This is a genomic window from Campylobacter sp. BCW_4341, assembly GCF_001764255.1.
GTDB classification, from domain to species: Bacteria; Campylobacterota; Campylobacteria; order Campylobacterales; family Campylobacteraceae; genus Campylobacter_D; species Campylobacter_D jejuni.
Genome location: NZ_MKAH01000019.1, coordinates 58233 through 83829, shown reverse-complemented (window position 1 = coordinate 83829; position 25597 = coordinate 58233). Strand labels below are relative to the sequence as shown.

General features: G+C 28.5%; 29 protein-coding genes and 2 pseudogenes. 16 read left to right on the top strand and 15 right to left on the bottom strand.

Going from position 1 to position 25597, the window contains the following annotated elements; translation table 11 throughout:
• From AJN70_RS03240 to AJN70_RS03230, 3 genes and pseudogenes are all read left to right on the top strand, one after another.
• A partial coding sequence (locus tag AJN70_RS03240; RefSeq protein ID WP_002934477.1) for a methyl-accepting chemotaxis protein occupies positions 1-915 on the top strand: 915 nt, incomplete at its 5' end.
• 79 nt (positions 916-994) lie between these two features.
• Positions 995-1714, top strand: a complete 720-nt coding sequence (locus AJN70_RS03235) for a class I SAM-dependent methyltransferase (protein ID WP_070233288.1) — start codon at positions 995-997, stop codon at positions 1712-1714.
• Positions 1715-1769: 55 nt separating this feature from the next.
• Positions 1770-1984 (top strand): annotated as a pseudogene (locus tag AJN70_RS03230) (hypothetical protein).
• Between the two features lie 31 nt (positions 1985-2015).
• Here AJN70_RS03230 and AJN70_RS09475 read toward each other — a convergent pair.
• The 6 genes and pseudogenes from AJN70_RS09475 to eptC form a co-directional block, all read right to left on the bottom strand.
• Positions 2016-2194: pseudogene (locus AJN70_RS09475) on the bottom strand (dihydroorotase); the annotation flags it as partial.
• A 178-nt stretch (positions 2195-2372) separates the two neighbouring features.
• Positions 2373-5525 carry a type ISP restriction/modification enzyme gene (locus tag AJN70_RS03225; protein WP_070295486.1) on the bottom strand — a complete coding sequence of 1051 codons (3153 nt, stop codon included), beginning with the start codon at positions 5523-5525 and terminating at the stop codon, positions 2373-2375.
• A 9-nt stretch (positions 5526-5534) separates the two neighbouring features.
• Positions 5535-6530: a dihydroorotase gene (gene pyrC / locus AJN70_RS03220; protein ID WP_070276435.1), complete on the bottom strand. Its 996-nt coding sequence runs from the start codon at positions 6528-6530 to the stop codon at positions 5535-5537.
• Complete coding sequence (locus tag AJN70_RS03215) at positions 6520-6765, bottom strand: replication/maintenance protein RepL (RefSeq protein WP_002861043.1); 246 nt, start codon at positions 6763-6765, stop codon at positions 6520-6522. The genes pyrC and AJN70_RS03215 overlap by 11 nt, the downstream gene beginning before the upstream one ends.
• Entirely contained in the window at positions 6762-7118 is a 357-nt protein-coding gene (locus tag AJN70_RS03210) for a diacylglycerol kinase (protein WP_002870643.1), read from the bottom strand. The genes AJN70_RS03215 and AJN70_RS03210 overlap by 4 nt, the downstream gene beginning before the upstream one ends.
• A complete protein-coding gene (eptC, locus tag AJN70_RS03205; protein WP_070295485.1) occupies positions 7115-8650 on the bottom strand; it encodes a lipid A/FlgG phosphoethanolamine transferase EptC in 1536 nt (511 codons plus the stop codon). Before eptC ends, AJN70_RS03210 begins: the two co-directional genes overlap by 4 nt.
• Positions 8651-8767: 117 nt before the next feature.
• Here eptC and AJN70_RS03200 point away from each other — a divergent pair, with 117 nt between their 5' ends.
• On the top strand, positions 8768-9526 hold the full coding sequence (locus AJN70_RS03200; RefSeq protein WP_002869154.1) for an exodeoxyribonuclease III: 759 nt from the start codon (positions 8768-8770) through the stop codon (positions 9524-9526).
• 18 nt (positions 9527-9544) lie between these two features.
• On the opposite strand, the gene AJN70_RS03195 is transcribed toward AJN70_RS03200, so the two are convergent.
• From AJN70_RS03195 to moaC, 3 genes are read right to left on the bottom strand one after another with little or no spacing between them, the layout of a single operon-like run.
• The gene (locus AJN70_RS03195; RefSeq protein ID WP_072223581.1) at positions 9545-10705 is read right to left on the bottom strand and encodes a hypothetical protein; all 1161 of its coding nucleotides are present in this window, start codon (positions 10703-10705) and stop codon (positions 9545-9547) included.
• Positions 10695-10958, bottom strand: coding sequence for a DUF493 domain-containing protein (locus tag AJN70_RS03190; protein WP_002869152.1), 264 nt, complete (start codon positions 10956-10958; stop codon positions 10695-10697). The genes AJN70_RS03195 and AJN70_RS03190 overlap by 11 nt, the downstream gene beginning before the upstream one ends.
• Positions 10936-11409 (bottom strand): cyclic pyranopterin monophosphate synthase MoaC, encoded by a 474-nt coding sequence (moaC, locus tag AJN70_RS03185; RefSeq protein ID WP_070295484.1) that lies wholly within the window; start codon positions 11407-11409, stop codon positions 10936-10938. The genes AJN70_RS03190 and moaC overlap by 23 nt, the downstream gene beginning before the upstream one ends.
• 92 nt (positions 11410-11501) lie before the next feature.
• Here moaC and AJN70_RS03180 point away from each other — a divergent pair, with 92 nt between their 5' ends.
• Entirely contained in the window at positions 11502-11657 is a 156-nt protein-coding gene (locus AJN70_RS03180) for a highly acidic protein (RefSeq protein WP_002851965.1), read from the top strand.
• Positions 11658-11720: 63 nt separating this feature from the next.
• Here AJN70_RS03180 and cheQ read toward each other — a convergent pair whose 3' ends face one another.
• Together cheQ and cheP are read right to left on the bottom strand one after the other, a co-directional pair.
• Positions 11721-12200 carry a cheVAW transcriptional regulator CheQ gene (gene cheQ / locus AJN70_RS03175; protein ID WP_002854628.1) on the bottom strand — a complete coding sequence of 160 codons (480 nt, stop codon included), beginning with the start codon at positions 12198-12200 and terminating at the stop codon, positions 11721-11723.
• 27 nt (positions 12201-12227) lie between these two features.
• Positions 12228-13091 carry a cheVAW transcriptional regulator CheP gene (cheP, locus tag AJN70_RS03170; RefSeq protein WP_070295483.1) on the bottom strand — a complete coding sequence of 288 codons (864 nt, stop codon included), beginning with the start codon at positions 13089-13091 and terminating at the stop codon, positions 12228-12230.
• Between the two features lie 172 nt (positions 13092-13263).
• On the opposite strand from cheP, the gene AJN70_RS03165 reads away from it, so the two are divergent.
• Both AJN70_RS03165 and AJN70_RS03160 read left to right on the top strand, forming a co-directional pair.
• Complete coding sequence (locus AJN70_RS03165; protein ID WP_261669683.1) at positions 13264-14136, top strand: FIST N-terminal domain-containing protein; 873 nt, start codon at positions 13264-13266, stop codon at positions 14134-14136.
• The gene (locus AJN70_RS03160) at positions 14112-15239 is read left to right on the top strand and encodes a methyl-accepting chemotaxis protein (protein ID WP_070276444.1); all 1128 of its coding nucleotides are present in this window, start codon (positions 14112-14114) and stop codon (positions 15237-15239) included. The genes AJN70_RS03165 and AJN70_RS03160 overlap by 25 nt, the downstream gene beginning before the upstream one ends.
• Before the next feature lie 53 nt (positions 15240-15292).
• On the opposite strand, the gene rplT is transcribed toward AJN70_RS03160, so the two are convergent.
• Positions 15293-15646: a 50S ribosomal protein L20 gene (rplT, locus tag AJN70_RS03155; protein WP_002861032.1), complete on the bottom strand. Its 354-nt coding sequence runs from the start codon at positions 15644-15646 to the stop codon at positions 15293-15295.
• 93 nt (positions 15647-15739) lie between these two features.
• On the bottom strand, positions 15740-15931 hold the full coding sequence (rpmI, locus tag AJN70_RS03150; RefSeq protein WP_002777995.1) for a 50S ribosomal protein L35: 192 nt from the start codon (positions 15929-15931) through the stop codon (positions 15740-15742).
• A 156-nt stretch (positions 15932-16087) separates the two neighbouring features.
• On the opposite strand from rpmI, the gene AJN70_RS03145 reads away from it, so the two are divergent.
• The 4 genes from AJN70_RS03145 (at position 16088) to AJN70_RS03130 (ending at position 20134) form a co-directional block, all read left to right on the top strand.
• On the top strand, positions 16088-17254 hold the full coding sequence (locus AJN70_RS03145) for a hypothetical protein (protein WP_070276446.1): 1167 nt from the start codon (positions 16088-16090) through the stop codon (positions 17252-17254).
• A 138-nt stretch (positions 17255-17392) separates the two neighbouring features.
• Positions 17393-17794, top strand: a complete 402-nt coding sequence (locus AJN70_RS03140) for a hemerythrin domain-containing protein (protein ID WP_044778739.1) — start codon at positions 17393-17395, stop codon at positions 17792-17794.
• A 177-nt stretch (positions 17795-17971) separates the two neighbouring features.
• Entirely contained in the window at positions 17972-19153 is a 1182-nt protein-coding gene (locus AJN70_RS03135; protein ID WP_070276448.1) for a NifS family cysteine desulfurase, read from the top strand.
• Between the two features lie 9 nt (positions 19154-19162).
• Positions 19163-20134, top strand: coding sequence for an iron-sulfur cluster assembly scaffold protein NifU (locus AJN70_RS03130; protein WP_002861028.1), 972 nt, complete (start codon positions 19163-19165; stop codon positions 20132-20134).
• A gap of 22 nt (positions 20135-20156) precedes the next feature.
• On the opposite strand, the gene AJN70_RS03125 is transcribed toward AJN70_RS03130, so the two are convergent.
• Positions 20157-22040 (bottom strand): mechanosensitive ion channel family protein, encoded by a 1884-nt coding sequence (locus tag AJN70_RS03125; RefSeq protein WP_070276450.1) that lies wholly within the window; start codon positions 22038-22040, stop codon positions 20157-20159.
• Positions 22037-22672 carry a carbonic anhydrase gene (locus tag AJN70_RS03120; RefSeq protein WP_002851887.1) on the bottom strand — a complete coding sequence of 212 codons (636 nt, stop codon included), beginning with the start codon at positions 22670-22672 and terminating at the stop codon, positions 22037-22039. The genes AJN70_RS03125 and AJN70_RS03120 overlap by 4 nt, the downstream gene beginning before the upstream one ends.
• A gap of 160 nt (positions 22673-22832) precedes the next feature.
• Here AJN70_RS03120 and AJN70_RS03115 point away from each other — a divergent pair, with 160 nt between their 5' ends.
• The 5 genes from AJN70_RS03115 to AJN70_RS03095 all read left to right on the top strand — a co-directional run bounded on the left by AJN70_RS03115 (position 22833) and on the right by AJN70_RS03095 (position 25595).
• On the top strand, positions 22833-23528 hold the full coding sequence (locus AJN70_RS03115; protein WP_002851668.1) for a Bax inhibitor-1/YccA family protein: 696 nt from the start codon (positions 22833-22835) through the stop codon (positions 23526-23528).
• 103 nt (positions 23529-23631) lie between these two features.
• Positions 23632-24000, top strand: a complete 369-nt coding sequence (gene secG, locus AJN70_RS03110; protein ID WP_070233472.1) for a preprotein translocase subunit SecG — start codon at positions 23632-23634, stop codon at positions 23998-24000.
• A 9-nt stretch (positions 24001-24009) separates the two neighbouring features.
• The gene (gene frr / locus AJN70_RS03105; RefSeq protein WP_079460285.1) at positions 24010-24573 is read left to right on the top strand and encodes a ribosome recycling factor; all 564 of its coding nucleotides are present in this window, start codon (positions 24010-24012) and stop codon (positions 24571-24573) included.
• 2 nt (positions 24574-24575) lie between these two features.
• A complete protein-coding gene (pyrE, locus tag AJN70_RS03100) occupies positions 24576-25184 on the top strand; it encodes an orotate phosphoribosyltransferase (protein WP_002854423.1) in 609 nt (202 codons plus the stop codon).
• Entirely contained in the window at positions 25185-25595 is a 411-nt protein-coding gene (locus AJN70_RS03095; RefSeq protein WP_002870659.1) for an RDD family protein, read from the top strand. It begins immediately after the preceding gene.
• Positions 25596-25597 lie beyond the last annotated feature (2 nt).

Sequence of the window (25597 nt, the reverse complement as noted above, 5' to 3'; positions counted from 1 at the left end):
ATCAACGAAAACATCCTTGCTACTAAAAAAGGTTTAGAACAAGACAATCAAGCTGTTAAAGAATCAGTTCAAACCGTATCAGTTGTAGAAGGTGGTAATTTAACAGCAAGAATTACTGCTAATCCAAGAAACCCGCAACTTATTGAACTTAAAAATGTTCTAAATAAACTTCTTGATGTTTTACAAGCTAGAGTAGGTTCTGATATGAATGTTATTCATAAAATATTTGAAGAATACAAAAGCTTAGATTTTAGAAATAAAATCTCTAATGCTTCAGGAAGTGTTGAATTAACTACCAATGCTTTAGGCGATGAAATAGTTAAAATGCTAAAACAAAGTTCAGACTTTGCTAATGCTTTAGCTAATGAAAGTGGAAAATTACAAACTGCTGTTCAAAGCTTAACCACTTCTTCAAATTCTCAAGCTCAATCTTTAGAAGAAACTGCAGCAGCTTTAGAAGAGATCACTTCTTCTATGCAAAATGTTTCAGTTAAAACTAGTGATGTTATCACTCAATCTGAAGAGATTAAAAATGTTACAGGTATCATAGGTGATATTGCAGATCAAATTAATCTTCTAGCTTTAAATGCAGCTATTGAAGCGGCTCGTGCTGGAGAACATGGTAGAGGCTTTGCTGTTGTGGCTGATGAAGTTAGAAAACTAGCTGAGAGAACTCAAAAGTCTTTATCTGAAATAGAAGCTAATACTAATTTACTTGTTCAATCTATCAATGATATGGCAGAAAGTATTAAAGAACAAACTGCAGGTATTACTCAAATCAATGATAGCGTAGCTCAAATTGATCAAACTACTAAAGATAATGTTGAAATTGCTAATGAATCAGCTATTATTTCTAGTACAGTAAGTGATATAGCTAATAATATCTTAGAAGATGTTAAGAAGAAGAGGTTTTAATTAGTCATTCAAGCCCAAAAAAGGGCTTGAATTTTAAAAATTTATGCTATGATTTTATATATTTTATCAAGGAAAATATATGAATTTATGGGATAAAAAAGCCAAAACTTACACAAGATATCAAAACACTTTAAACACCATACAAAAGCAAACTTTTGAATATTTACAAAATTTAAAGATTTCTTTTCAAAATAAAAGCATTATAGATATAGGATGTGGAACTGGAGTTTGGACTTTACACTTAGCTAAAGAGGCTAAAGAAATTTTTGCCTTAGATAGTGCAAATGCTATGCTTGAAATTTTACAAGAAGATGCCAAAAAACTAAATCTTAACAATATAAAATGCGAAAATTTGAGCTTTGAAACTTGGATGCAAAACAATCCTAATGCTAAATTTGACCTTGCATTTTTAAGTATGTCCCCTGCTTTACAAAATGAAAAAGATTATACAAATTTCTTAAATCTAGCTAAAACAAAAATTTATCTTGGTTGGGCTGATTATAGAAAAAGTGATTTTTTAGATCCGATTTTTAAATATTTTAATACCGAATTTAAAGGTTTTTATAAAAAAGATTTAGAAAGTTATTTACTAGAAAAAAATATATTTTTTCATAAGATTGTTTTTGATGAAACACGCAAAGTTCAAAGAACGAAAGAAGAGGCTATAGAAAATGCTCTATGGCATTTAAACATTAACAAAATCACAGCTTCTAAAGAAACTGTAAGTTCTTTTGTTGAAAATGATATTATTGAAACTATAGAATCCAAAATAAAACTTTTAATTATAAATAACTTATAAAAACATTAAGCTTATACTTATTACAATTTCACCGATTATTTCAAAGGAGTTTTTAATGGTTAAAAATTTAATCATCAAATTTGGACGCTTGATTCTTGATGCAATTGCAGTGATAAGTTTTGTTGTAGCTTTGCTTTATTCTCTTTTTATGATGTTTAGCATTGGATTTTTAGCTGGTTTATTGTCGCTGATAGTCAGTTTTATTGCTTTATTTCTAAGTTTTTTTGTAATCTATCTTGTTATAGATATCAGAGATGCTCTTGTAAATAAAGCTTAAATTTTCCACCTTTAAGGTGGAAAATCAATGTTTTAATTGAAATTTCAAAATTTCTCCGGCCATATAAGGCACGACTTGATTGTATTTATCTTCATAGACATTTGGCACTTGCCATTCTTTTTCTTCTAAAGTTAAATTTTATCTTCTTTAAATTTCAAATCATAAATTTTACAAGCATTATAGCTTAAAAATTTTTGCAAATTTCTTCAGAGCTATTTTAGCTGAAACAGATTTATAAAGGTAATTTTGAAAATCCTTTGCATATTTTATAAATCATCTGATTATTTTTTTAAATATGCAAGAACTACAGAATTAAATAATTATAAATATCTTGACTATAGAAAAACATTCCTGTTAATAAATATATAAAAATCTAACAAATTATGCTAGATTGATTTTTGAAATTTCATCTTGTATTTTTAAAGTCTCATTTAAAGTTTGTATGATCAAAGTAAAATGCTTATGATCTATGTCTTCTTCTTTGTGGCTTTTTAAGTATTTATCTAGCACAACATAACCACCTATTTTAAACTCATAAATTTCAAGACTTACTTCGTTAAAATACAAACTTTCGTTTATGAAAAGTTCTTTTGTGTCTTTGTTATATTTGATTTTTTGTATTTTGAAATTTTTATTTTTAATGTCTTTAAACAAGGCTTCACCTACATTAAAATCTAACTCATTATTTTTTAACAAATGTAAATTTATAAGCTTTAAACCTAGTTTGCTTAAGTTTTTAAAAGTATTTTTATCTTTTGTAAAAGGAATTTTTGGAAAATCAATTTTTAAAAAGTCAAGATATTTTTCTCTATAGTTTTTATGAAAAAGCACAGCATAGATATAGCCTAGTATGTTTTCAGGTGAGAATTTTTCTTTGTAAAGCTCATCTATGAAAGCTCTAAAGTTTTCTTTGAAATTTTCTATTTTTGAAGTGAAATTTTCTTCATTAAAATTTGGATTTTCTTTTTTTAGGAATTTTTTACTTCTAGTTGTAGGGTAAAGATAAAGTGGATAAATATAGCTACCACTACCCACTAAATGCAAATCTATGATTTTGTTACTAATAAAAATATTATTAATATTATTTAATTTTGTTCCTCTGTCACAAATTAATCCTATATTTTCATTTTCTAAAAAATGTTCCATTGTTTCAATTCTAGGTCTTTCCACTTTTTTTATATCATAATAAATTTTTTGTGTATCAAAAGGTCTGTATGCTATTTCTTTTATATTTTTCTTATCAAATTCATTATAATAATCATGAATTTGCTGTTTTAATTTTTCAGTATTGGTTGATATTAATATAGAATCTTTAGCACTAACAATCCCTACGCTTGATAACATAAAAATATCTTTTACGCTTATGCTTTTGTTGTATTCTTCTAACGAGTCATTATTTTGTGGCAAGAAAAGATAAAAAGGCTCGTTGTTTTTAACTAAAGTCCATTTTATAGAATTTAAGTTATTTTCATATAAAAATTCGTATTTATCTTTTCTTTTGCCGTATAAATCATGATAATAAATTTTTGTATTTTTAGCTTTTGAATTTTGTTTTATAAAGATATTTATACTTACTCCTTGCATGATATCAAAGACATTATCATCTTTGCTTCCATCAGGAGCTTTTTCTTTTTTTCTAGTATCGCCGTGTAAATTAAGTATATAAATTTTATCAAAGCTTTGCATTAGAGAATATCTCATACCTCTAAAGGTAGGATTATCTAAAAAGCTATTATTTGAAATAAAAGCAAAAATTCCACTTTCTTGAAAGTCTATTTTGCTTTGGGCAAAGCGTATGAATTTTACATAATCATCTAAAAGCCATTTTGGATTTTTTTCATTTTCTAGTTTGTGTTTTTCATATATAGCTTTAAAAGTACTTGTGTTTTGTTTGGATTTTTCTTTAAGATACGAGCTTATCCACTTTTTTTGTTCATCATTAAGATTTGCTTTGCTTGGTTCTAAACCATAGCTTATTTTGATCTCATCTTCGTATAAGCCTTTGTTGCTACTTGCTCCACTATATGGTGGATTGCCTGTGATGATTAGAATTTGTTCTTCTTTTATCTTTTGGGCTTTTTTAAATTCTTTTGTTAGATCAATGAGAGTAAAAAGCGTGTTTTGATCATTTTGTTCTTTAGATATGCTTTTAGAATATAAAGTATTTGTTAGTGCTATTTTAAAACTTTCATCATCGTTTAATGGAGAGTTAAATTCTTCTTTGAAGCTTTGAGAAAGTTTTAAGTGCGCTATAGTATAAGGTGCTATTAAAAATTCAAAACCGCAAAATTTGCCTATCAAAGCTTTTGGATTGTAATTAACGCTATTTTTGTTTATAGGCTCTAAGGCTTTTCTAAAAGCTTCAAGTAAAAAGGTGCCAGTGCCTGTGGCAAAATCAAGCAAGGTTATATTTTTATCTAAAGCTTCACTTAATCCTTTTTTGTGATTGAAATCTTGTTTTAAAACTTCATCAACAGCATTGATGATGAAAATTACTACAGGCGCAGGAGTATAATACACTCCCCTTACTTCTCTAAGCTTTGGATCATAGCTTGCTAAAAATGTTTCATAAAAGTGCAAATAAGGATCTTTGTGAGTAGATAAAATAGTAGGACGATTAAATAAGTCTTTCTCGCCTGTTTTGTTTAATTCTTTAATAATGCTTGTAATGTCTATATGATTTATAATATTTATGATTTCTTCTAAAAGCCATTTTATATTTTCTAAATTTTCAAAACTATCATCTAAAAATCCACTCATAGAACGGATTAATGGAAATGATTTTGGTATGAATTTTTTAGCATTGTTTAGATCAATTTCTTTTGCGGTATCGTTATTTAATTTTGCTAAGAATAAGCTATAAGTTAAAGTTTGTGCAAAAGAATCGCAAAATTCTTCATAGGATAATTCTTTATAAAGTGTTTCTTTGAAAGTATTAAATAAACTTATCAATGCTTCATTTTCAATTGATAATAAAAGCTCATCTTTTAAAATTCTTGTTCTTAGGCTTAGATGATTTGCAAAATCTAAAGCTGAATTTATGGGATTTGGGATTTTAGAAAAAAATATGCTAAAAAGTTCGTTTAACTCTTGTGTTTTAGTATCTAGTAAAGATTGATTTTTAACAATGCTTTTAATCTCATCAAGAGAGCAAATTTTTACTTCTTTACAAATGATAATTTCATTTTTATCATTTAAACTTAATAATATAAATCTTAAATAATCTGTGAGAATGATATTTGGGCTTAATTTTGTGTATTTTAAAATTTGATCACTTGTTATGATGTTATCAAGATTTGCATTTACTCTTTTGTTTTCTATGTAACCTAGTGTTAGAAAATCTTTTGTAATTAAAAAATCTGGAGCGCCTCTACCTTCTTTGTCATTGTTTGGTTCTTGTTTGATAGAGATTTTATTTTGCTTGTCTTGATTGTCTTTTATAGCTTGCAATAAATTTTGCAAAGCTGTTCTATGTGTGTGTTCCTTATCATTGATAGAAATATCTTTTATGTTTTCTAGATAAGCTTTTAGCATTAATTTCCTTTAATTTGCGACTTTGAAATTTAAAGTTTTCCCTGCCATAAATGGCACTACATCGCCGTATTGTTGCGCTACTTGCCATTTTTTTTCTTCTAAAGTTAAAATTTTATCTTCTTTAAATTTCAAATCATAAATTTTACAAGCGTTATCGCTTAAAAATTTTTGCAAATTTTCTTCGGAGCTATTTTGCTTAAATAATTCAGCTAAAACAGGTAAAATCACTGGAGCACTAAAAACTCCAGCCGCACAACCGCAACATTCTTTAGCGTGCAATGGATGAGGCGCGCTATCACTTCCAAACATAGCCTTTTCATAGCCACTAAAAGCAAGCTCGCAAAGGGCTTCTTTATCTTCATAGCGTTTTGCAATAGGCTTACAAAAAAGATGAGGATTCATTTTACCTCCGATAACATCATCTAAAGTGATGATTAAATGATGTAAAGTGATTGTCGCATATAAATTTTCATAATCTTTTAGCAAATCACACAAAACCTTAGTAGTAATATGCTCCATTACAATTTTTAATTTTGGAAAGTTTTTTGCTAATTTTTCATAGATTTTAGCAAAATTTGCCTCTCTATCCATGACAAAATCATTTGTTTCACCATGCACTAGCAAAGGAATATTTAAATCACTCATAGCCTCTAAAGTAGGTTTTAAATACTCTATATCAAAACTTGAAACTCCACCATTTGAATTTGTTGTAATTCCTGCTGGATAAAGCTTAATGCCAAAAATTTCATCTTTGGCAATTTGAAGAAATTTCTCATCATAATTTTTAAAAAAAAGTGTCATTAAAGGAGTGAAATTTTCATCTTTACAAACCTTAATGATACGCATTTTATAAGCTTTTAGATCTTCTAAATTGCAAAGCGGAGGGATTAAATTTGGCATAATCACAGCAGCACAAAAATCTCTTGCACTCAAAGGTGCAATAAGTTCTAGCATTTGATTATCTCTTAAATGCAAATGCATATCTAAAGGATTTTTAAGTATCATTTTTATCTCCTATATTTAGCTGATAAAATCCATTCTTAAGGCGCTTAAAAAGCTTTTTTTCTTCTAAAAATTTAAAAGTAGCAATGATAGTGGGTTTGCTTTGATGTAATTTTTCTTCAAGCTCACTGATTTTAATCATAATAAAACCATTTTCATCGGCATTTTCACATAAAAATTTTAACAATTCAAAACGTTTTTTTCCTAAAATTTCTCGTATTAAATTTTCAAATTTCATAAGTAAATGCTATATAAAATAAAGCCCCAAACAAAAAGAGCTAAAAGCACACTAAAAAACACTGCCGCACTCGCACAATCTTTAGCGATTTTTGCCTTTTCATGCCATTCATTAGTAACTAAATCAACGCAAGCTTCAATAGCCGAATTTAAAGCTTCTATAATTAAGATAAGCATTAAGACACTTACCAATAACAAATGCTCCAAAAAACTAACTTTTAAGAAAAAACTAAAAACTATCGCAGGGATAATAATGCAAAGTTCAATTCTAAACGCCATTTCATTTTTAAATAAAGCAAAAATCCCTTCTAAAGCATATCTTGCGTTATTTAAAAAATGATATTTAGGCTTCATGGATTTGCCTTAAGTTTAGGATTTAATAAATCATATTCTGGTTCATAAACACTTGTTTTTACATCAAAATATCCTAAAAGAGTACTAAAAAGATTATCTTGAGAAAGTTTTAAACCTTTATGCTCTTTAGCTAAATTCATTAATTTTTCATCATTGCTCCAAAAAATAGCAGGAATATGAGTTTGATAACTTGGCGCTATAGCATAAGGCATACCATGAAGATAAATACCGTTTTCACCCAAACTTTCACCATGATCTGAAAGATAAAATAAAGAACTTTCATAATCTTTTTGCTCTTTTAATAGTTTTATAATCTCACTTAAAAGATAGTCTGTGTAAAGTAAAGTATTGTCATAAGTGTTGATTAAAGCCTTGTTATCACATTTTGAAAGTTCATTAGTATCACAAGTTGGAGTAAATTTTTTAAATTCATTTGGATAGCGTTTATAATAAGTTGGCCCGTGAGAACCTTGCAAATGAAGAACTATTATATTTTGATCACTTAAATGATTTAATTTTTCTTTAAAAGGAGTGAGTAAATTTTCATCCAAATCACTAGAAAGTTTTTGCTTATAAGCTAATCTATCACAAACCCCTTTACAACCACCAGAATTATTATCAAACCATGCAGCATCTACACCTGTTTTATAAAGTATATCCATGGCATTTTCTTGAAATTCTGAACTCGAATAATCTCTACGCTTGGATATAGAAAACATACAAGGTAAACTTACCGCTGTTGCTGTTCCACATGATGAAAAATTATCAAAAAAGACTACATTATCTTTTTTGGTATAAAAATTGGTATCATTTTTAGTATATCCACTCAAAGAATAATTTGCCGCTCTAGCAGTTTCCCCCACTACCAAAACTAAAAGTTTTTTAGTGTGATTGTTTTCTCTATAAGCATCATTAGCTATAGTTTTAAATTCTGGCTTAGCTTTTACAAAACGAACATAATAGCGATATACGGCATAAAATTGATAAAAAGGAGTATTATACATTCTTATTTCATTATAGTTTCTAAAAAAAGGCAAGAAAGTTTTGCTTAAAGGGATTAAAACTACACTAACCACAATCAAACCTGATATTATATTGATAATTTTAATTTTCATATGGGATTTAAAACTGCCATAATCAATTTTTACTTTAACAACATAAAAAGCCAACAACAAAGCCAAAACAATAAATAAGATCAATTTTAAATTTAACAAATCCTTTACTTCTTTGATATCTGTTTGAACAACATTTTGTATCATATCAGAGTCTATAAGCACTCCATAAAAACTAATGAAATAAACACTTAAAAAAGATGCTATTATAAATAATATAGAAAAAAATTTAGTAAAAAACTTTATAAAAAGTAAAGAGCAAACCACGTGAACTAATGCAAAATAAGCTATAATAAAAACAAAAGTTATAAACCAATTTTGATTGTTTTTTTCATACACAAACTCAAATAAATTAAAATTTAATATTGCAATCATTAAAGAATTTAAGAAAGTAAACCAAAACCAAGTTAATCTAAGCATATAAATCCCACCTTCAAATTTAAGGTTTTAATTTTATTGAATTTTTTTAAATGGATTGTAGTTTTAAATCTTTTTATGTTATGATTTACACTTTTAATGACAATTTTAAGGAAAATAATGAAACTACTTTCATGGAATGTCAATGGCTTAAGAGCCATTTGTGATAAAAATGCACTTGATTGGATAGCACAAGAAAAGATTGATTTTATAGGTTTTCAAGAAATCAAAGCACATGAAGATAAATTTCCTAAAAAAATTTATGAATATCCTTTTAAACACATGTATTTTAATTCTGCCAAAAGAGCAGGATATTCTGGGGTAATGAGTCTTTGTAATTTTGATAGCGAAGTAAAAAAATGTGAATTTTTTGATGATGAAGAAGGCAGGGTTTTAGAACACCGCTTTAAAAATATCGCACTTTTTAATATCTATTTTCCAAATGGTCAAAAAGATGAAGAGCGTTTAAATTTTAAGATGAAATTTTATGCAGATTTTTTAGTGTATTTAGATAAGCTTTTAAAAGATGGGTTTGAAATTATCATTTGTGGTGATGTTAATACCGCTCATAAAGAAATCGATCTTACCCATCCAAAAGCCAATGCCAATACTTCAGGTTTTTTACCTATAGAAAGAGCTTGGATTGATGATTTGCTAAAACTTGGTTTTATAGATACTTTTAGAGAAATTAATGGCGAAATCAAAGAAAAATACTCGTGGTGGAGCTATAGAATGAAAGCAAGAGAAAGAAATGTAGGCTGGAGGATTGATTATTTTTTCATTTCAAAGGGTTTAAAAGATAAACTTAAAAACGCTTTCATAAGAGATGATATTTTTGGCTCTGATCACGCACCTGTAGGTATAGAAATAGATATTTAATATCCCAAAAATGGGATATTATTTTTTAACAAATTTTTTTGCTTTTTCCCAAAGTCTTACACCGAGCTTTTTAGCTTTTTTAGAATTTAAATCTTTGTATTTTTCACTAGCAATTTTTTCTAATTCAAAAATTTCTTGTTTAAAATGATTTAATTTTCTTTGAGTAAGTTTATTAAAATCATTAATCTTTGGATTTTTCTTAATATCATTTAAAACTAATATTAATTGCTCTCTGCTTTCACCTGCAAGACGTCTAAATTTAGCAAAAAGATTATCAAGCTCATGTTCTAGCAAATTCTCAACTATACTCTTACAAGGATCATTTTGTAGTTGAATCTCTTTTTTTAAAAGAGCAATAAAATCATCTTCTATACCTATTAGTTCTTTGCTTTTTAAACTAACATCTTCTTCAAAATTTGCATAAGTTAATGAAGCTTTAAATTTTTCCATTGCTAAAACAATACCATCTCTTGTGCCTTTAATCACGCCTAAACAAAGATCTTTTGCATAAGCCATAGATTCATTAGCTATTTCAAAAGCGGTATTTAAAATAATACTTGAAATTTTTAAAATTCTTTCTTTTTCAAAATGAGCTTCACAAATAGCATTATATACGAGATTTTTAGCTATTTCACTACTTGTAAGTTCTATATCTTCAGCCTTTTCTAATGTAGTTAAAAAAGCACTTTCAGCGGTTTCTTTTAAAATTCCAAGCATTTCTATATCAAATAAAATAGCATCATTTAAACCACCGCTAAATTCATTACAAAAAGAACATTCTTGTAAAATACTCTCGAATTCAAAAAAATTATCACTGATTTGATTTTTAATCAAATTCTTTTGATTTTCAATCTGTTTGTTTAATAATTCAGCTTCACTAATATACTCATAAAGCGAATTTTGAGCATCTGCGACACTTGCTTTTACGAGAGCCTTAATAACCTTTGAAACATTTTCATCGTCACAAAAATCAAGTTTTTTTAAAATAGTTAAAAATTCAACCAAAAGAGAATTCAAAACTTTTTTTGTTTCATGAGGATTATGTGAAATTTGCTTATATGCAAGATTAAAACTCAAGTCTTCAAGTAAATCACTTGCTTCATCTTTACCGAGATTTGATAAAGAATTTTCAAAAATAATTAAAGTATTTTTCATTTTTCCTTCTTTCTTAAAGTACAAATTTTGCTTTAGCTTTTAATTTATCAAATATATCCAAACGATCTTTTTTGCTATCAACATAAACATTTAATAAATAACTTTGATATTTTCCGCTCGCACTTGAATTCGAATGTTCAAATTTATATTCTCTTTGACCTAAAATTTCTTGAAAAATTTCACTTGCCCTAACATGCACCTCAAAAATCACCTTATAGTCCCAAAAAGTAGGATAATTGATCTGAGGTTCTTTTTTAAGATCGCACAAATTTACCACTTTTGCCTCCTTCTTTGCTTTCAAGCACTATATCCGTAATCCTCATTGATTTATCTACAGCCTTGATCATATCATATATAGTTAAAAGCCCTATACTAACCCCACTTAAAGCTTCCATTTCAACCCCTGTTTTACCTTCACACTTAACTGTTACAATAAGCTTAAACGCACATTCTTTAACAAATTCCACAATATCAGTTTCAACTTTAGAAAGCATCAAAGGATGGCACATAGGAATAATTTCACTTGTTTTTTTAACCCCCATTATAGCCGCAACAATAGCTGTTTGAAGAACAGGACCTTTTTTTGCAGTATTGTTTTTAATTACATCAAAAGCTTCTTGACTCATATATATCATACCACTAGCTGTGGCTATTCTTGAAGTAATATTTTTATCGCTTACATCTACCATTTTAGGATGATTTTTTTCATCTAAATGACTTAATTTCATAAATTCACCTTTTAAAAAATTATAAAAATTATAGCAAAACCAAACAAATTTAAGATAAAATAAGCTTTGTATTTTTATTTAAGGAGAAAACAATGGCTTATGAAGATGAAGAAGATTTAAATTATGATGATTATGAAAACGAAGATGAAGAATATCCACAAAATCACCATAAAAATTATAATTACGATGATGATGATTATGAATACGATGATGATAACAATGATGATGATTTTTATGAGATGGATTAAAATACAAAATTTTCATCTTTAAATTACAAGCAATGTCTTTTTACAGGGCTTGTAATTTATATCTTAATAATACCCAACGCACATACTCTCAGTGATTTTAATACGCTTTTCAAAAGGAGCTGGACTAAAAAAATGGCATTTTTCTATATAAATATGCTGATGATAATTTAGCCCTAAAAAATCATAAAATTTTTTTAGATTAACAAATTTAATCCCACAAATCTCCTTAAGCTCTAAAAGTTTATAAATAGAAGAATTATTTTTTTCCACTAAATGAGAAGGGGCTAATCCAGTAAAAGAACAAAAAGCACTTGCCAATACAAAACCATTTAAACCACTACATTGCCTTAAAGCTTGCTGATGTTTTTCTAAAATGCAATTCCTATGCAAAAATATAATTCTTGTTCCTTGATATCTACCTATTTCTACATTTTTCCAAAATTTATAAGCATTTTTTGAAATTCCAGCAAAACGATGAAATTCAGCGTTTAAAATATAGTGATCTAAAAATTCATTAGGTGGCAAGATTAAACTTTTCATCACTACAATTTAGAACCTTAAAAAGGCTCTTTAATCTTCTTTGTTTAAATTTTCCTTAGCTTTGCTAGGAAGCTTAGATAAAAGATTGTTTAAATCAAAATTAATTCCTTGAGTTTTTGCCTCTTCAAGTAAAGCAACTGCAGCTTTTGCGTTAAATGGAGAAGAGCCATCATGTGGAGCAAAAAGATGATCTGTTATTGCTAGAGCATAAGCGGATTTTTTCACTTCTTCGCGAGCAGCATGAGGAGTGCGAACAAAACATATGCTTTCAATCAAAACATCATCAAAATTCCAACGATTCAACAAAAATCCCAAGAAAGAAATATGATCTACACCTAAAAATTCATTCTCTGCTAAAGCAATATTTTCAATTTTAGTTTCATTTAAAAAAGTTAAAAATTCTTTCTCTCTGTGATTTTGTATAAGAAAATTTGAAAAAATAACAATACCAAGTCTTAAAAGCATTGCACAAGGAACTAAAAGATGAGAAAGTTTTTTATCTTCATCATTAAGCCAATTTGTGATAAAAGTTGCTTCTTCGTTGCAAGTTTTTAAAAAATTTTGTGTATCCAAACCATAAGGTGAAACATCTATTTTAAAACTATCTCTAATGGAATCAGCCGTAACTATATTGATAATATTACCAATGCCTAATAAAGTAATCACTTGATTTATGGTTGTAATTTCCCTTGTAAAACCATAATAAGGAGAATTTGCTAATTGCAAAAGCTTAGCCGTCATCAATGGATCAGTTGAAATGATTTCAGCAACTTTCATGGTTTCTATATTTGAATTAGCCTCGCTCACATATTTTCTTAACTTACTTACAGTATCGGGTAAAGGTGGCAATACTTCAACGCTTTTTAATAAAAGCTCATTCATATCTCCAATCATATTTGATTTATCCTTGAAGTTAGTATTATTATAATTTATGATTATATCTAAATTTTAATTTACTTATTACATTTTTTGTTACTTTAAGATATAATAAAAATTATAAATACTAAAATTTTATATTATTTTTAATTAACTAACAAATTAAAATAATTTTAACGGAGTTTAATCAATGTTTTTTAATTTTAAAAATAAAAGCTCAGCGCAAAAAGAAGAGAGTAAAAAAGCTTTAGAAGCTCTATTTCTTCAAGAAAATGAACTTGAAGAAAAATTAAAAAAAATAAATATCAAGCCAAAGTTAATCATAGGTTTTATGTCGTATCAACTTAACCTAGCAATCATAGGAAATAAGATTCAAAATTCTATAAATGAGCAATGTGATATCATCTTAAGCAGTGCTACTGATTTATTGTGCAATCTTGATTCTAACTCAAACATTGAAAACAGCCCTTATAAACAAAATATCCAAGGAATAAGTTTGATGCTTTTTAGCGAAGATATGATAGAAAATCTCTGCACAAATAAAATCAAGCTTTTTAGCAATATAAAAGATTATACAGAAAGAAAAAAACTGATAGAAAAAGAAGTTTTATCTATAAATATACCTTTTGAAGCACACTGCACAAATACTTTGCATTATTTAATTTATGATGGTTTAAGTCAAAGCGAAAGTTCTCTTTTAGAACTTTTATACAAACACAACCCCTATCCTTGTGCTTTAGTAGGAGGTGGATCTAGTGGAAATATGGACTTTAGCGGAACATTTATATTTTATAATGGAGAAATATTAAAAAATCAAGCTTTAAGCATACATGTCCAATTTAAATCTAAATATCGTTTTGATTTAATGAAGTCTCAAAATTTCAATCCTCAAAGCAACATTACCTTTACCATACTTGATGCAAGCTTATATGATAGGACGGTACGTGAATTTATTGATAAAAAAACCTTTCAATCCATCAACGCGGTTGAAGCTTTATGCAATTATTTTAACTGTACTTTTGAAGAACTTAAAATAAAATGCAAGAATATACTTTTGCTTTAAAAATTGGAGAAGACTATCTTATTTCCCCCATGGAAATCAACCCAGATAAAACATTATTTAGTTATTGTGATATAGAAAGCGCTCAAGAATTAAGCTTGCTTAAAAAAACAAATTTTATTGAAGCCATAAAAAAAGATTACGAAAAATTTTCTTTTAATAAACCAAAACCACTTGGAGCAATTTTTAACGATTGTATCTTAAGAAGACTTCACAACAAAGAACATTTAAATCAAATCCATTTTAATGATTTTCCTATAGTTGGTTTTTCTAGTTTTGGGGAAATTTATGGAGTGGGAATTGCAAAAAGTTTAGTGGCAATATTTTTTTATGAAGTTGAAAATTTTAATGATTTCAAACCTAGATATTTAAAAACTTTCATACAAAAATACAGCGATTTTAAATACTATTATCTTAATATAAGAGCTCAAAAACTAGAAATGACAAATGAGATTAATAAAATAATTTTAAATCAACTCAAACAAAATACATCAGAAATTGATAAAAATACAAGTATATTTAAAGAAATTTTTGAAGAACTTGAAAATATAAGAAGAAGTCTTACAACCATTAGTAAAAGTTTTACCAATTTCACTAACTACCTAGAATACAACCTTTACCAAAGTGAAGAAAAAATGAATTTAGAAAAAGAAGTGCAATCTTCTTTGAAAAATATAGATCAATTAAATAGTATTTTAGATCTTATTTCAGGGATTGCTGAACAAACTAGCCTTTTATCTTTAAATGCAGGTATAGAAGCTGCTAGAGCTGGAAAACTTGGTCGTGGATTTGCAGTTGTAGCTGATGAAGTTAGAAAACTTTCAGAAAATACCCAAATGGGTCTAGGTGAAATGGAAGGAGCCATTAAATTAGTTATTCAGACCATACAATCCATTGCAAAAAGTTCCAATTCTAGTACTCAAGAAATGAATTTTATAAGGGATAAATCCAATGAATTTTCCAAAATCATTTCAAATCTTATAAATTCAGGTAAAGAAATTTCAGATAAATTAAAACAAAGAAGCAATGTCGGCAAAGATTTTGAAAAAAATGTAAATCAACTCAAATGTTATGAAGATGTTCTAGCTAAATTAAATCAATACTAAAAAATTAAGAATTTCAAGAAATCAAAAATCTTGAAATTCTTACACTAAAAAAATTAAAGTGCTTTTTTTACAGCCTCTGCAATTTTTGCAAAAGCAGCAGAATCATTCATAGCTAAATCTGCTAGAATTTTTCTATCAAGTTCAATGCCTGCTTTTTTAAGACCATTGATAAATCTTGAATAACTTAAATCATTAAGCCTACAAGCAGCATTGATACGCACAATCCAAAGACGACGGAAGTCTCTTTTTTTGCGGCGTCTATCACGATAAGCATAGACTAGACTTCTTTCTAATTGTTCTTTTGCTTTTCTAAAATGTTTGCGGCGTCCACTATAAAAACCACGCGCTAATTTTAAAACTTTTTTATGTCTGCGGCGTCTAACAACACCTGTTTTTACTCTTGCCATTTTTATTTCCTTTCATAAAGTGGCGTCCAAATTTGGAGCTTGCCCTTGAAATTTTATCTCAGAGGGGAGTTTGAATGACTTTTAGTCAAAAACTTAAATTCCTAGCATTTTTTCAACAGCTTTTACATTTGTGCTATGCACATATTTAGCTGTGCGAAGATCACGCATTCTTTTTGCAGGTTTTTTAGTCAAAATATGACTTCTAAAAGCTGAGCCTCTTTTGATTTTATTTTTACCTACTTTGAAGCGTTTAACTGCGCTTTTAACGCTTTTCATCTTTGGCATACGCTTTCCTTATTTAGATAAATTTTTATTTTTCAAATTAAAAGAAAAGCTAAATACTATCAAATTTTTTCTAATTTTTGACTGAATTTAATTTTTAAAAAACTTGGCACACCTTTTGCTTATAAAAAAATCAGCAATATTTTGGAAAGATTTAAAATGACTATAAATTCGGCAAATCCGTATCAAAATTTAACCTTATCTAATCCTTTACAGAATAGCTCTGCTTTAAATTTGATTAAAGATAGCAAAGCTTTAGAACAAGAAGGAAATGAAAATAGCTTAGAACAATTAAGTTATATTTTTAATAATACCACTTATACTAGTGAATTTGGATTTAGAATCAATGAAGAAGGTTTTTTCAATAAAGATTTAAATAAAATTGCCAATATACCAGAATCTTATGACATCAACATTAAAAGCGTTAGAAGCATAGCAAAAGAACTCACGAAACAAGATGAAATTTTAAATTACAATAAAATTGATCTACCTTATCTTTTAAATAGCTATTATAGTTCATTAAAATCCATAAATTCAGAATTTTTACAAGATGATAATGCTTATTTAAGTCGCGATTTTATTTCAAAACTATCATCAGGTTTTTCAACAGATAATGGAGAATTTTTAGGCCAAATTTCAAGAATTTACAACAATCAAGAAGAAATTGATTTGGCATTAAGCAATATCACAAATTTAAATACTTTAATGTTAGATAATAAAATAACTAATTTTCATTTTAATAAAGCCATAGAAAATACTTCTTCTAATGAAATTTTAAAACCTTATTTAACTAAAAATGCAGAAGTATCAAAATCTGGTCTTTTAATGAATTTTATCTACCATGATATAAAAACCCAAAATGAAAAAGAATTTAACTTTTTTATGAAACCTGTCACTCTAGAACTGAGCTCTCATCAAAATTTACAAAAAATTCTTAAAGGCGAAATGGATATAGAAGATTACATTAAAAAAGAAAATGAAAAAAAGATGAGTTTTGATCTTTATCTTTATGTTAATGGCATAGATAAAAAAACAAGTACTCAAGACAAACTATCTGTATTTTTTCAACAATATATTAACTACCAAAAAGATATGGATTTAAGAGAATTTGCAAATTCAAGCTCAATATTTCAAATTTATATCAATCAAACTCGCAATGATTTTGATGCTTTTAAAAAACAATATCAAAACCAAAGTCAAGACACGCAAAGATTAGAAGAGGTAAATCAACTACGCTCTAATTCTATAGAAAATTTTCTAGATCGTCGCCAAAAACAAGCAAATATAAATAAAATTCTAAACTCTTATATGTCTGTGATGGTTTAAAATAATTTTTACAAAAAATATATAAATTATAAATATTTCAATAATAATAATTTTTATATGAGTAATTAATAAAATTTTAAGTATTGTAACATTATAATTCGCTCCCGAAAAAATATAAATATAAAAGCACTCAAAACCATGATTTATAATGAAAAAATTATTTCAATGAATAATGATCTTTTAGATCATCAACATAAAGAACTTTTTGAAATTTCTAAAAAACTCTCTTTAATGAGCCAACGTCATGTTGAAACAAAAGAATTAAAAATTGTCTTAAGAGAGTTGTTGATAATGATCAATAGACATTTTTCAGATGAAGAAGCCTTTATGAGAGAAATAGAATATCCTTATATCAACCATCATACAAGAATTCACAGAAAAATTATCTTAGAAATTGAAGAAATTATCATCAGTGAAGCTAAATTTGTAAATATAATGATTGAAAAGCTAGATCTCGTTGTTCAAGATTTTATCTTTAAACATACAGTCAAAGAAGATTCAAAAATAGTAAAGTATTACGAAGAAAAATTTAAGAAATAGTATTTCTCATTTTTACTATATAAAATTCACAAAATATTTCACTTTAAAATTTTACTTTAACATTTTATTTTTGTTATAATTTTTAACCTAATTTTTATAAATTTTTGTTATTATCCATTTTCGAATAAAGATAAAAAATATCCTAATTAAAGTTAAGGATAAATTAAGGATTTTAAAGTGAAAGTATATTTAGATAACAATGCAACGACGATGCTTGATCCTAATGCTTATGAGTTGATGCTACCTTTTTTAAAGGATATGTATGGAAATCCAAATAGCCTTCATCAATATGGAAGCACAACACATCCTGCTTTAAGAGAAGCTTTGGACAAACTTTATGTAGGGCTTGGAGCAAATGACTTAGATGATATAGTTGTAACATCCTGTGCAACAGAAAGCATTAACTGGGTGCTTAAGGGTGTGTATTTTGATCATATTTTAGATAAGGAACGCAACGAAGTGATTATTTCTAGCGTAGAACACCCTGCTGTTACCGCTGCTGCTTATTTTTTAAAAAGTCTTGGAGTAAAAGTCATAGAACTCCCTGTAAATGAAGAAGGGGTTTCTACTGTAGAAGATTTACGTAAAGTGATTAGCGATAAAACAGCACTTGTAAGTGTTATGTGGGCAAATAATGAAACAGGTATGATTTTTGATATTAAAGCGATGGCGGAACTTGCACATGAATTTGGCGCTCTTTTTCATACAGATGCTACTCAAGCAGTAGGCAAAATAAAGGTTAATTTGACTCAAGTAGGAGTTGATTTTGCTTCATTTTCGGCGCATAAATTTCATGGACCAAAGGGTGTGGGTGGACTTTTTATAAAAAAAGGACTTAAACTTACTCCACTTTTACACGGTGGAGAACACATGGGTGGTCGTAGAAGTGGAACTTTAAATGTGCCTTATATAGTGGCTATGGGCGAGGCTTTGCGTATTGCAAATACTATGCTTGATTTTGAAGATTCTCATATACGCCGTTTAAGAGATAAACTAGAAGATCAAATTTTAGCCTTGCCTGATACAACAGTGGTTGGAAAAAGGGAACACCGTGTGCCTAATACAATCTTAGCAAGTATTAAAGGTGTTGAAGGCGAAGCAATGCTTTGGGATTTAAATAAAAATGGTATAGCTGCAAGTACGGGCTCAGCCTGTGCAAGTGAAGCTTTAGAAAGCAATCCTATTATGGAAGCTATCGGTGCGGAGCATGATTTAGCGCATACAGCTTTAAGACTTTCTTTGTCACGTTTTAACACTGAAGAAGAAATTGATTATGCAGCAAAACAAATTAAAAATGCAACACAGAGATTAAGAGCAATTTCTTGTACTTATGCTTATAATCCAAATAATTACAAATAAGGATGAAAAATGGGAAAAAATAGTTTAATTGGTGGATCCATTTGGGATGAGTATTCACAAAAAGTTCAAGATAGAATGAATAATCCTCAACATATGGGAGAATTTAGCGAAGAAGATGCTAAAGCACGCAATGCAAAATTGATCGTAGCTGATTTTGGCGCAGAAAGTTGCGGTGATGCAGTAAGACTTTTTTGGCTTGTAGATGAAAAAACTGATAAAATTATCGATGCAAAATTTAAAAGTTTTGGTTGTGGTACAGCTATAGCAAGTAGTGATACTATGGTAGATCTTTGCATAGGAAAAACTGTAGATGAAGCAGTAAAAATCACAAATTTAGATGTGGAATTTGCTATGCGTGATAATCCAGAAACTCCAGCTGTTCCACCTCAAAAAATGCACTGTTCGGTTATGGCTTATGATGTAATCAAACAAGCAGCAGCTCATTATAAAGGTATAAGTCCTGAAGATTTTGAAGATCAAATTATAGTTTGTGAGTGCGCTAGAGTAAGTCTTGGAACTATTAAAGAAGTGATTAAACTTAATGATTTGCATAGTGTAGAAGAAATCACACAATATACTAAAGCAGGTGCTTTTTGCAAGTCCTGTATCAAACCAGGCGGACATGAAAAAAGAGATTATTACCTTGTAGATATTTTAGCTGAAACCAGAGCCGAGATGGATAGAGAAAAACTCAAAAATACAATGAAAAGTGATGTGGCTTTTGATGAAATGACCGTAGTAGGACAATTAAAAGCAGTTGAAAGTGTTTTAGATGCTGAAATTCGCCCTATGCTTCATAATGATGGTGGAGATTTGGAAGTGATTGATATACAAAAGGCTGAAGGTGCAGCAATTGACGTTTATATTCGTTATCTTGGTGCTTGTAGTGGTTGTTCTAGTGGAAGTGGTGCGACACTTTATGCTATTGAAACGATTTTACAAGAAGAATTAAGTCCAAATATACGCGTTATGCCGGTTTAAAAAATAGCAAGATAAAATCTTGCTATTTTATAGCTTTTGCTTGCAAATCAAGAGGTGGTAAATTTTCTATATAAATACTGCGACTTGGGAAAGCAAAAGTTAAACCATTTTTTTCGATTATACGCATAAACTCAAGCATTAAGCTTTGTCTAGCTTCCCTAAAATCTTTTGCGCCTATTTTTTTGGTATAAAAATAAAGCTCTATATTAATACTACTATCTGCAAATTCGCTTAAAGCCACATAACAAGCATTTTTATAGCCTTCTAAATCGTTAATAGATACAAGATTTTGACGATATTTTGTCGTATGATCACCATATTTTAATGCACTATCCTCATCGTGAGCTACCAAATCACTTGTATCCAAAAATTCTTTCAAATCTTTTACACATTGATCTAATTTTTCAGGAGTAGCATCATAACCAACACCCAAATACATTCTAACATGGCGACCCATGCGTCTTTTACTCCAATTTTTGATATTAGCTCCCATAATAGTTGAATTTGGTAAAAATACGAGACAATTATCAAAAGTTCTAATAGTAGTTTTTCTAAGTCCTATTTCAACTACTGTTCCTTCTATACCTGAAACCTCTACCCAATCTCCTTGATTAAAACTATTATCAAAAAGTAAAAGTATAGAAGCAAAGAAATTTGCAATTATATCTTTCGCTGCTAAAGCAACAGCTAAACCACCAATTCCCAAAGATGCAATAATAGCTGAAATATTAAAACCAAGCTGAGCAAGGATATATAATAAAGCTATGATAATAATAACAAAATATAAAATTTTAATAATTAAATTTACAACTTCTTTTTTTCCGCTTTTTTGAGCAAGCTTAGAAACTAGTACCATTCCATAACCATCAAGCATTTTTAAAATAAGCCATGCAATCAAAACCGCATAAATTATGTGGAAAAAATTACTCAAATTAATACTTAAAGGTGCAGGATAAGTTGTTATAGTAAGACAAATCGAAATAGCATAAACAATCAGAAAAAAACTCACTGGTTTTTTAATATTCTCAATAAAAATAACTTTAATATCATCTACATCATTTTTATTTCTATAAAAAAGCCGAACAAGGAAAAAATATACTATATTTGCAAAAAAACGTCTTAAAGATATAAAAAATACTAAAACCAAAGCAGAAATTACTATTTTTCCGATATTAACAAAACTTACCCCAATTGCCTCATTTATACGATCTATCCAAACTTGAAGCTCAAGTAGTGAAAAAATATAATTACTTTCAAGCAAATCTGCATTTGATCGTAAATACTTAAGAATTTCAGAATAAGAATCTAGAGCGTTAGCAATATATCTTTCTTTTAGGGTAATTTTTTCCAATTCTTCTGGATTTGTAATTTTGCTTTTAAAACTATCTAAATTTACACTAGAAGAATTTTGTAAATTTTCCATTGCCTTATCAACAGTAGCAATTAAATCTTCACTACTTGCTGTATTTTTAAAAAGTTTTTCCACTTCAAACAAAGAAGAATAAAAACTTTCCACAATGTTAAAATAAACTAGATTAAGAGTGGCATCTGTATAAATGTAAGGCTTATTAATATTCTTTTTTTGAACATCTAGTAATTTTTCTTTTGCTTTTAAAAATCTAGCCACTGCCTCTTCATTAATCTTTTGTCCTACTATCATATCGGGTATTTTTGCTAAAATAGTCTTTTTGTCTTTTTCAAATTCACTTAAAATACCATTAAAAGTGCTTGAATTTTCATCATTGTTTTTCTTAAATTCTTTAATTTGATTGTTAAGATCAACATATTTTTCAACTAAAGCATAAATTCCTTCATCTTCTTTACTAATATTCGCATCAATAAATTTAAATTCTTGTGCTCCAAGGTATAAAATAAAAAAACATAAACTAAAAATAATTTTCTTCATTGAACTTTCCTATCTTGTATTAAAGTAAAAATTTTTGCTTTAAAATCATACTCATAAATTTCACCTGTCTCTATAATATAATACCAAGCATGTACTTCTATTTTTCCTTCATCTAAAGCTTCTTGCACGCCTGGATAAGTAAGTATATTTTGCAAAGAATTTACTAAATTTAATTTTTCTGTAAGCCATGAACGCATAGCCAAATCGTCTCTTGCAAAAATCATCACATCTTTTTTTATCGGATCTAACATAGTAAGCCATTTTTTTACGTTAGGAATTTTATTTAACTCTTCATCAGAATAATAAAGAGCATTGCAACCTCCACAATTACTATGGCCACAAACGACGATATTTTTAATATGCAATGAATTTAAAGCATACTCTATTGCTGAAGTTGTCGCCAAGTAATCTTCTCCAACGCGATAAGGTGGAACTATATTTGCAATATTTCGTATTACAAAAAGCTCACCTGGACCCGTATTAGTGATCAAATTTGGAATTACTCTAGAATCAGAACAACCTATAAAAAGAGTATGGGGATTTTGCTTATTTTTTAGACTTTCAAAAAGTTCTTCATGCTCCTTAAAGTCTTCTTGCATAAACTTAATCGCACCGCTAATAAGATTTTCCATAAAACCAACCTAAAACTAAAATCTTGAAATTATAACAAAATTTCAGCAAAGATTTCATTTAAGCATTAAGATATTATATAAATTAACTTTTTATTTAGTCTAATATGTTAGATTTCGCTCAAGATTTTAAAAAATCTAACAATTTTGCAAGGAGAATTTTATGAGTCTTTATGATAGAGACTACTCAAGATCAAAAGAATTTGAAAATACACGCTCAAGCGAATTAAGTATTTTTATTAAACAAACTTATCAACTTTTTGCTGCTTCATTATTAGCTGCAACAGTAGGTGCATATGTAGGAATTTTTGCTTTAGCATCATTTTTTATACAATCACAAGTAACTTTTTGGATCCTTTTTGCTGTTGAAATCGGACTTTTATTTGCTTTGCAATGGAAAAAAAGAGAGGCTCCATTAAATCTTGTTTTACTTTTTGGTTTTACTTTCTGCTCAGGTTTAACGCTTACACCTTTACTTATTTCAGTTTTAGCTCTACCAGCTGGAGGAATTATCATCGCTCAAGCTTTTGCTTTAACAACGGTTGCTTTTGCAGGACTTAGTGTATTTGCTATGAATACAAAAAAAGATTTTACTGTTATGGGTAAAGCTTTATTTATAGTATTAATCGTTATTGTAGCAGCATCTTTACTAAACCTTTTCTTCCAAAGCAGTATAGTTAATCTAGCTATTTCAGCAGTAGCTGCAATATTATTTTCATTTTACATTCTTTATGATACGCAAAATATTATCCGCGGAAATTATGAAACTCCAATCGAAGGTGCAGTAGCACTTTATCTTGATTTTGTTAATCTTTTCGTATCTTTACTTAATATCTTAAGAAGCTTCAATAGCAGATAAGTTTTTGTGGGATTTTTCTCACAAAAACTTATCAAGTTTCAAAACTTTTCAAGTTTTATTTAGCTAAAATAATCATTTAAAAATTAACTTTTAGGAATTTTCAATGATCACTCTTTTAATCATTTTACAATTTATCATCGTTGTAGTTATTTGTATAGCAGTTTTACTTCAAAAAAGTTCAAGTATAGGACTTGGAGCTTATAGTGGAAGCAATGAAAGTTTATTTGGCGCCAAAGGACCGGCTGGATTTTTAGCAAAATTTACCTTTATTATGGGAATTTTACTTATTGCAAATACTATTGGTCTTGGTTATTTATACAATAAAGCTAGCAAGGACTCTCTAGCAGAGAAAATTAAAGTAGAAAACAACACTACTATTCCAAGCGCTCCTATTGTGCCTGCTACCCCAAACACAAATTCTATCGCTCCAAGTGCACCACAACTTCCAAGCGATGTTAATTCAAGTAAATAATCAAAGGAAATGATAATGCTAAGTGAAATTTTTAACAAACAAAAAACCCAAAGTGAAAAATCTTTAGAAGCCTTAAAAAAAGACTTCACCACTTTAAGAACTGGAAAAGTTAATACCCATATTTTAGATCATATTACAGTGGATTATTACGGAACTCAAACTCCTTTAAATCAAGTAGCAACTGTTTTAGCAAGCGATGCTTCAACTATTAGCATCACTCCTTGGGAAAAACCTTTACTAAAAACCATAGAAAGTGCTATTGCAGCTGCAAATATCGGTGTAAATCCAAACAATGACGGCGAAAGTGTAAAATTATTTTTCCCTCCGATGACTAGAGAGCAAAGAGAAGAAAACGTAAAGCAAGCTAAAGCTATGGGTGAAAAGGCAAAAGTTTCTATAAGAAATATACGCAAAGATGCCAACGATGCAGTTAAAAAACTAGAAAAAGATAAGGCAATAAGCGAAGATGAAGCAAAAAAAGCTTATGATGAAGTGCAAAAACTTACCGACACCTATACAACAAAAATTGATGAGAGTGTAAAAAGCAAAGAAAGTGAACTTTTAAAGGTTTAACGATGAATTTAGAGCAAATTTATAAAGATTGTGGTGCTTATTTAGAAGGGCATTTTTTACTAAGTTCAGGTAAACATTCGCAATTTTATCTTCAAAGTGCAAAAGTTTTAGAGGATCCAAAATTAGCAGCAAAACTTTGTGATGAACTTGCAAAGATTATTGCAAGCTATAAGATAGAATTTGATAGCATTTGTTCTCCTGCTTTAGGTGGAATTTTAGCAGGTTATGAGCTTGCGAGAGCTTGTAGTAAACGTTTTATCTTCACTGAAAGAGTAAATAAAGAAATGACTTTAAGACGTGGTTTTGAAGTAAAAAAGGGTGAAAAATTTATAATTTGTGAAGATATCATTACTACAGGTGGTAGTGCTTTAGAGAGTGCAAAAATCATTGAAAGTTTAGGTGGCATTGTTGTAGGTTTTGCAGCATTAGCAAATCGTGGTTTTTGTGCGGTAGAAAATCTAAAATCTCCAAGAAAAGATAATGCGAAATTACCTGAAAATTTACCACTCTTTACTCTAGGAAATTTTGAATTTGAAATTTATGATGAAACAAATTGTCCGCTTTGTAAAAAAGGGAGCAAAGCCATAAAACCAGGAAGTCGTGGAAATTAAATGAAAACTAAAGCAAAAATTAGCTCTAGATGGTTAAGATTTAGAGCTTTGCTTATAGATATTTTTCTTATTTATGTTCCTATTTTATATTTATTTTATTTTATATTAGGCTCTAAAGAAGCTTTTTTAAACAACCATTTTATCACAACTTTATGTACTTTTTTATTTGGTTTGATTCAAGCTATTTTTTTAACAAAAAAGGCACAAAGCCCAGGTCTTAAAGCATATGATTTATATCTTATTGATATAAAAACGGGAAAGAAACTAAGTTTTCTTAGAATTTTACTAAGATATGTGATATTTATTATAAGTTTTGGCTTACTCTTTGGTTTATTTGTCAGTTTTGTAAGAAAAGATCGTTTAAATTTACATGATATTTTAACTCAAAGTTGTATAGCCACCAAAGCATAAAG

Excerpts from the sequence above, each read along its gene's own strand:
- AJN70_RS03235 (WP_070233288.1), top strand. The coding sequence starts at position 995 with ATGAATTTATGGGATAAAAAAGCCAAAACTTACACAAGATATCAAAAC.
- AJN70_RS03225 (WP_070295486.1), bottom strand. The coding sequence starts at position 5,525 with ATGCTAAAAGCTTATCTAGAAAACATAAAAGATATTTCTATCAATGAT.
- pyrC (WP_070276435.1), bottom strand. The coding sequence starts at position 6,530 with ATGATACTTAAAAATCCTTTAGATATGCATTTGCATTTAAGAGATAAT.
- AJN70_RS03215 (WP_002861043.1), bottom strand. The coding sequence starts at position 6,765 with ATGAAATTTGAAAATTTAATACGAGAAATTTTAGGAAAAAAACGTTTT.
- AJN70_RS03210 (WP_002870643.1), bottom strand. The coding sequence starts at position 7,118 with ATGAAGCCTAAATATCATTTTTTAAATAACGCAAGATATGCTTTAGAA.
- eptC (WP_070295485.1), bottom strand. The coding sequence starts at position 8,650 with ATGCTTAGATTAACTTGGTTTTGGTTTACTTTCTTAAATTCTTTAATG.
- AJN70_RS03200 (WP_002869154.1), top strand. The coding sequence starts at position 8,768 with ATGAAACTACTTTCATGGAATGTCAATGGCTTAAGAGCCATTTGTGAT.
- moaC (WP_070295484.1), bottom strand. The coding sequence starts at position 11,409 with ATGAAATTAAGTCATTTAGATGAAAAAAATCATCCTAAAATGGTAGAT.
- AJN70_RS03180 (WP_002851965.1), top strand. The coding sequence starts at position 11,502 with ATGGCTTATGAAGATGAAGAAGATTTAAATTATGATGATTATGAAAAC.
- cheP (WP_070295483.1), bottom strand. The coding sequence starts at position 13,091 with ATGATTGGAGATATGAATGAGCTTTTATTAAAAAGCGTTGAAGTATTG.
- AJN70_RS03165 (WP_261669683.1), top strand. The coding sequence starts at position 13,264 with ATGTTTTTTAATTTTAAAAATAAAAGCTCAGCGCAAAAAGAAGAGAGT.
- AJN70_RS03160 (WP_070276444.1), top strand. The coding sequence starts at position 14,112 with ATGCAAGAATATACTTTTGCTTTAAAAATTGGAGAAGACTATCTTATT.
- rplT (WP_002861032.1), bottom strand. The coding sequence starts at position 15,646 with ATGGCAAGAGTAAAAACAGGTGTTGTTAGACGCCGCAGACATAAAAAA.
- rpmI (WP_002777995.1), bottom strand. The coding sequence starts at position 15,931 with ATGCCAAAGATGAAAAGCGTTAAAAGCGCAGTTAAACGCTTCAAAGTA.
- AJN70_RS03145 (WP_070276446.1), top strand. The coding sequence starts at position 16,088 with ATGACTATAAATTCGGCAAATCCGTATCAAAATTTAACCTTATCTAAT.
- AJN70_RS03140 (WP_044778739.1), top strand. The coding sequence starts at position 17,393 with ATGATTTATAATGAAAAAATTATTTCAATGAATAATGATCTTTTAGAT.
- AJN70_RS03130 (WP_002861028.1), top strand. The coding sequence starts at position 19,163 with ATGGGAAAAAATAGTTTAATTGGTGGATCCATTTGGGATGAGTATTCA.
- AJN70_RS03125 (WP_070276450.1), bottom strand. The coding sequence starts at position 22,040 with ATGAAGAAAATTATTTTTAGTTTATGTTTTTTTATTTTATACCTTGGA.
- AJN70_RS03120 (WP_002851887.1), bottom strand. The coding sequence starts at position 22,672 with ATGGAAAATCTTATTAGCGGTGCGATTAAGTTTATGCAAGAAGACTTT.
- AJN70_RS03115 (WP_002851668.1), top strand. The coding sequence starts at position 22,833 with ATGAGTCTTTATGATAGAGACTACTCAAGATCAAAAGAATTTGAAAAT.
- secG (WP_070233472.1), top strand. The coding sequence starts at position 23,632 with ATGATCACTCTTTTAATCATTTTACAATTTATCATCGTTGTAGTTATT.
- frr (WP_079460285.1), top strand. The coding sequence starts at position 24,010 with ATGATAATGCTAAGTGAAATTTTTAACAAACAAAAAACCCAAAGTGAA.
- pyrE (WP_002854423.1), top strand. The coding sequence starts at position 24,576 with ATGAATTTAGAGCAAATTTATAAAGATTGTGGTGCTTATTTAGAAGGG.
- AJN70_RS03095 (WP_002870659.1), top strand. The coding sequence starts at position 25,185 with ATGAAAACTAAAGCAAAAATTAGCTCTAGATGGTTAAGATTTAGAGCT.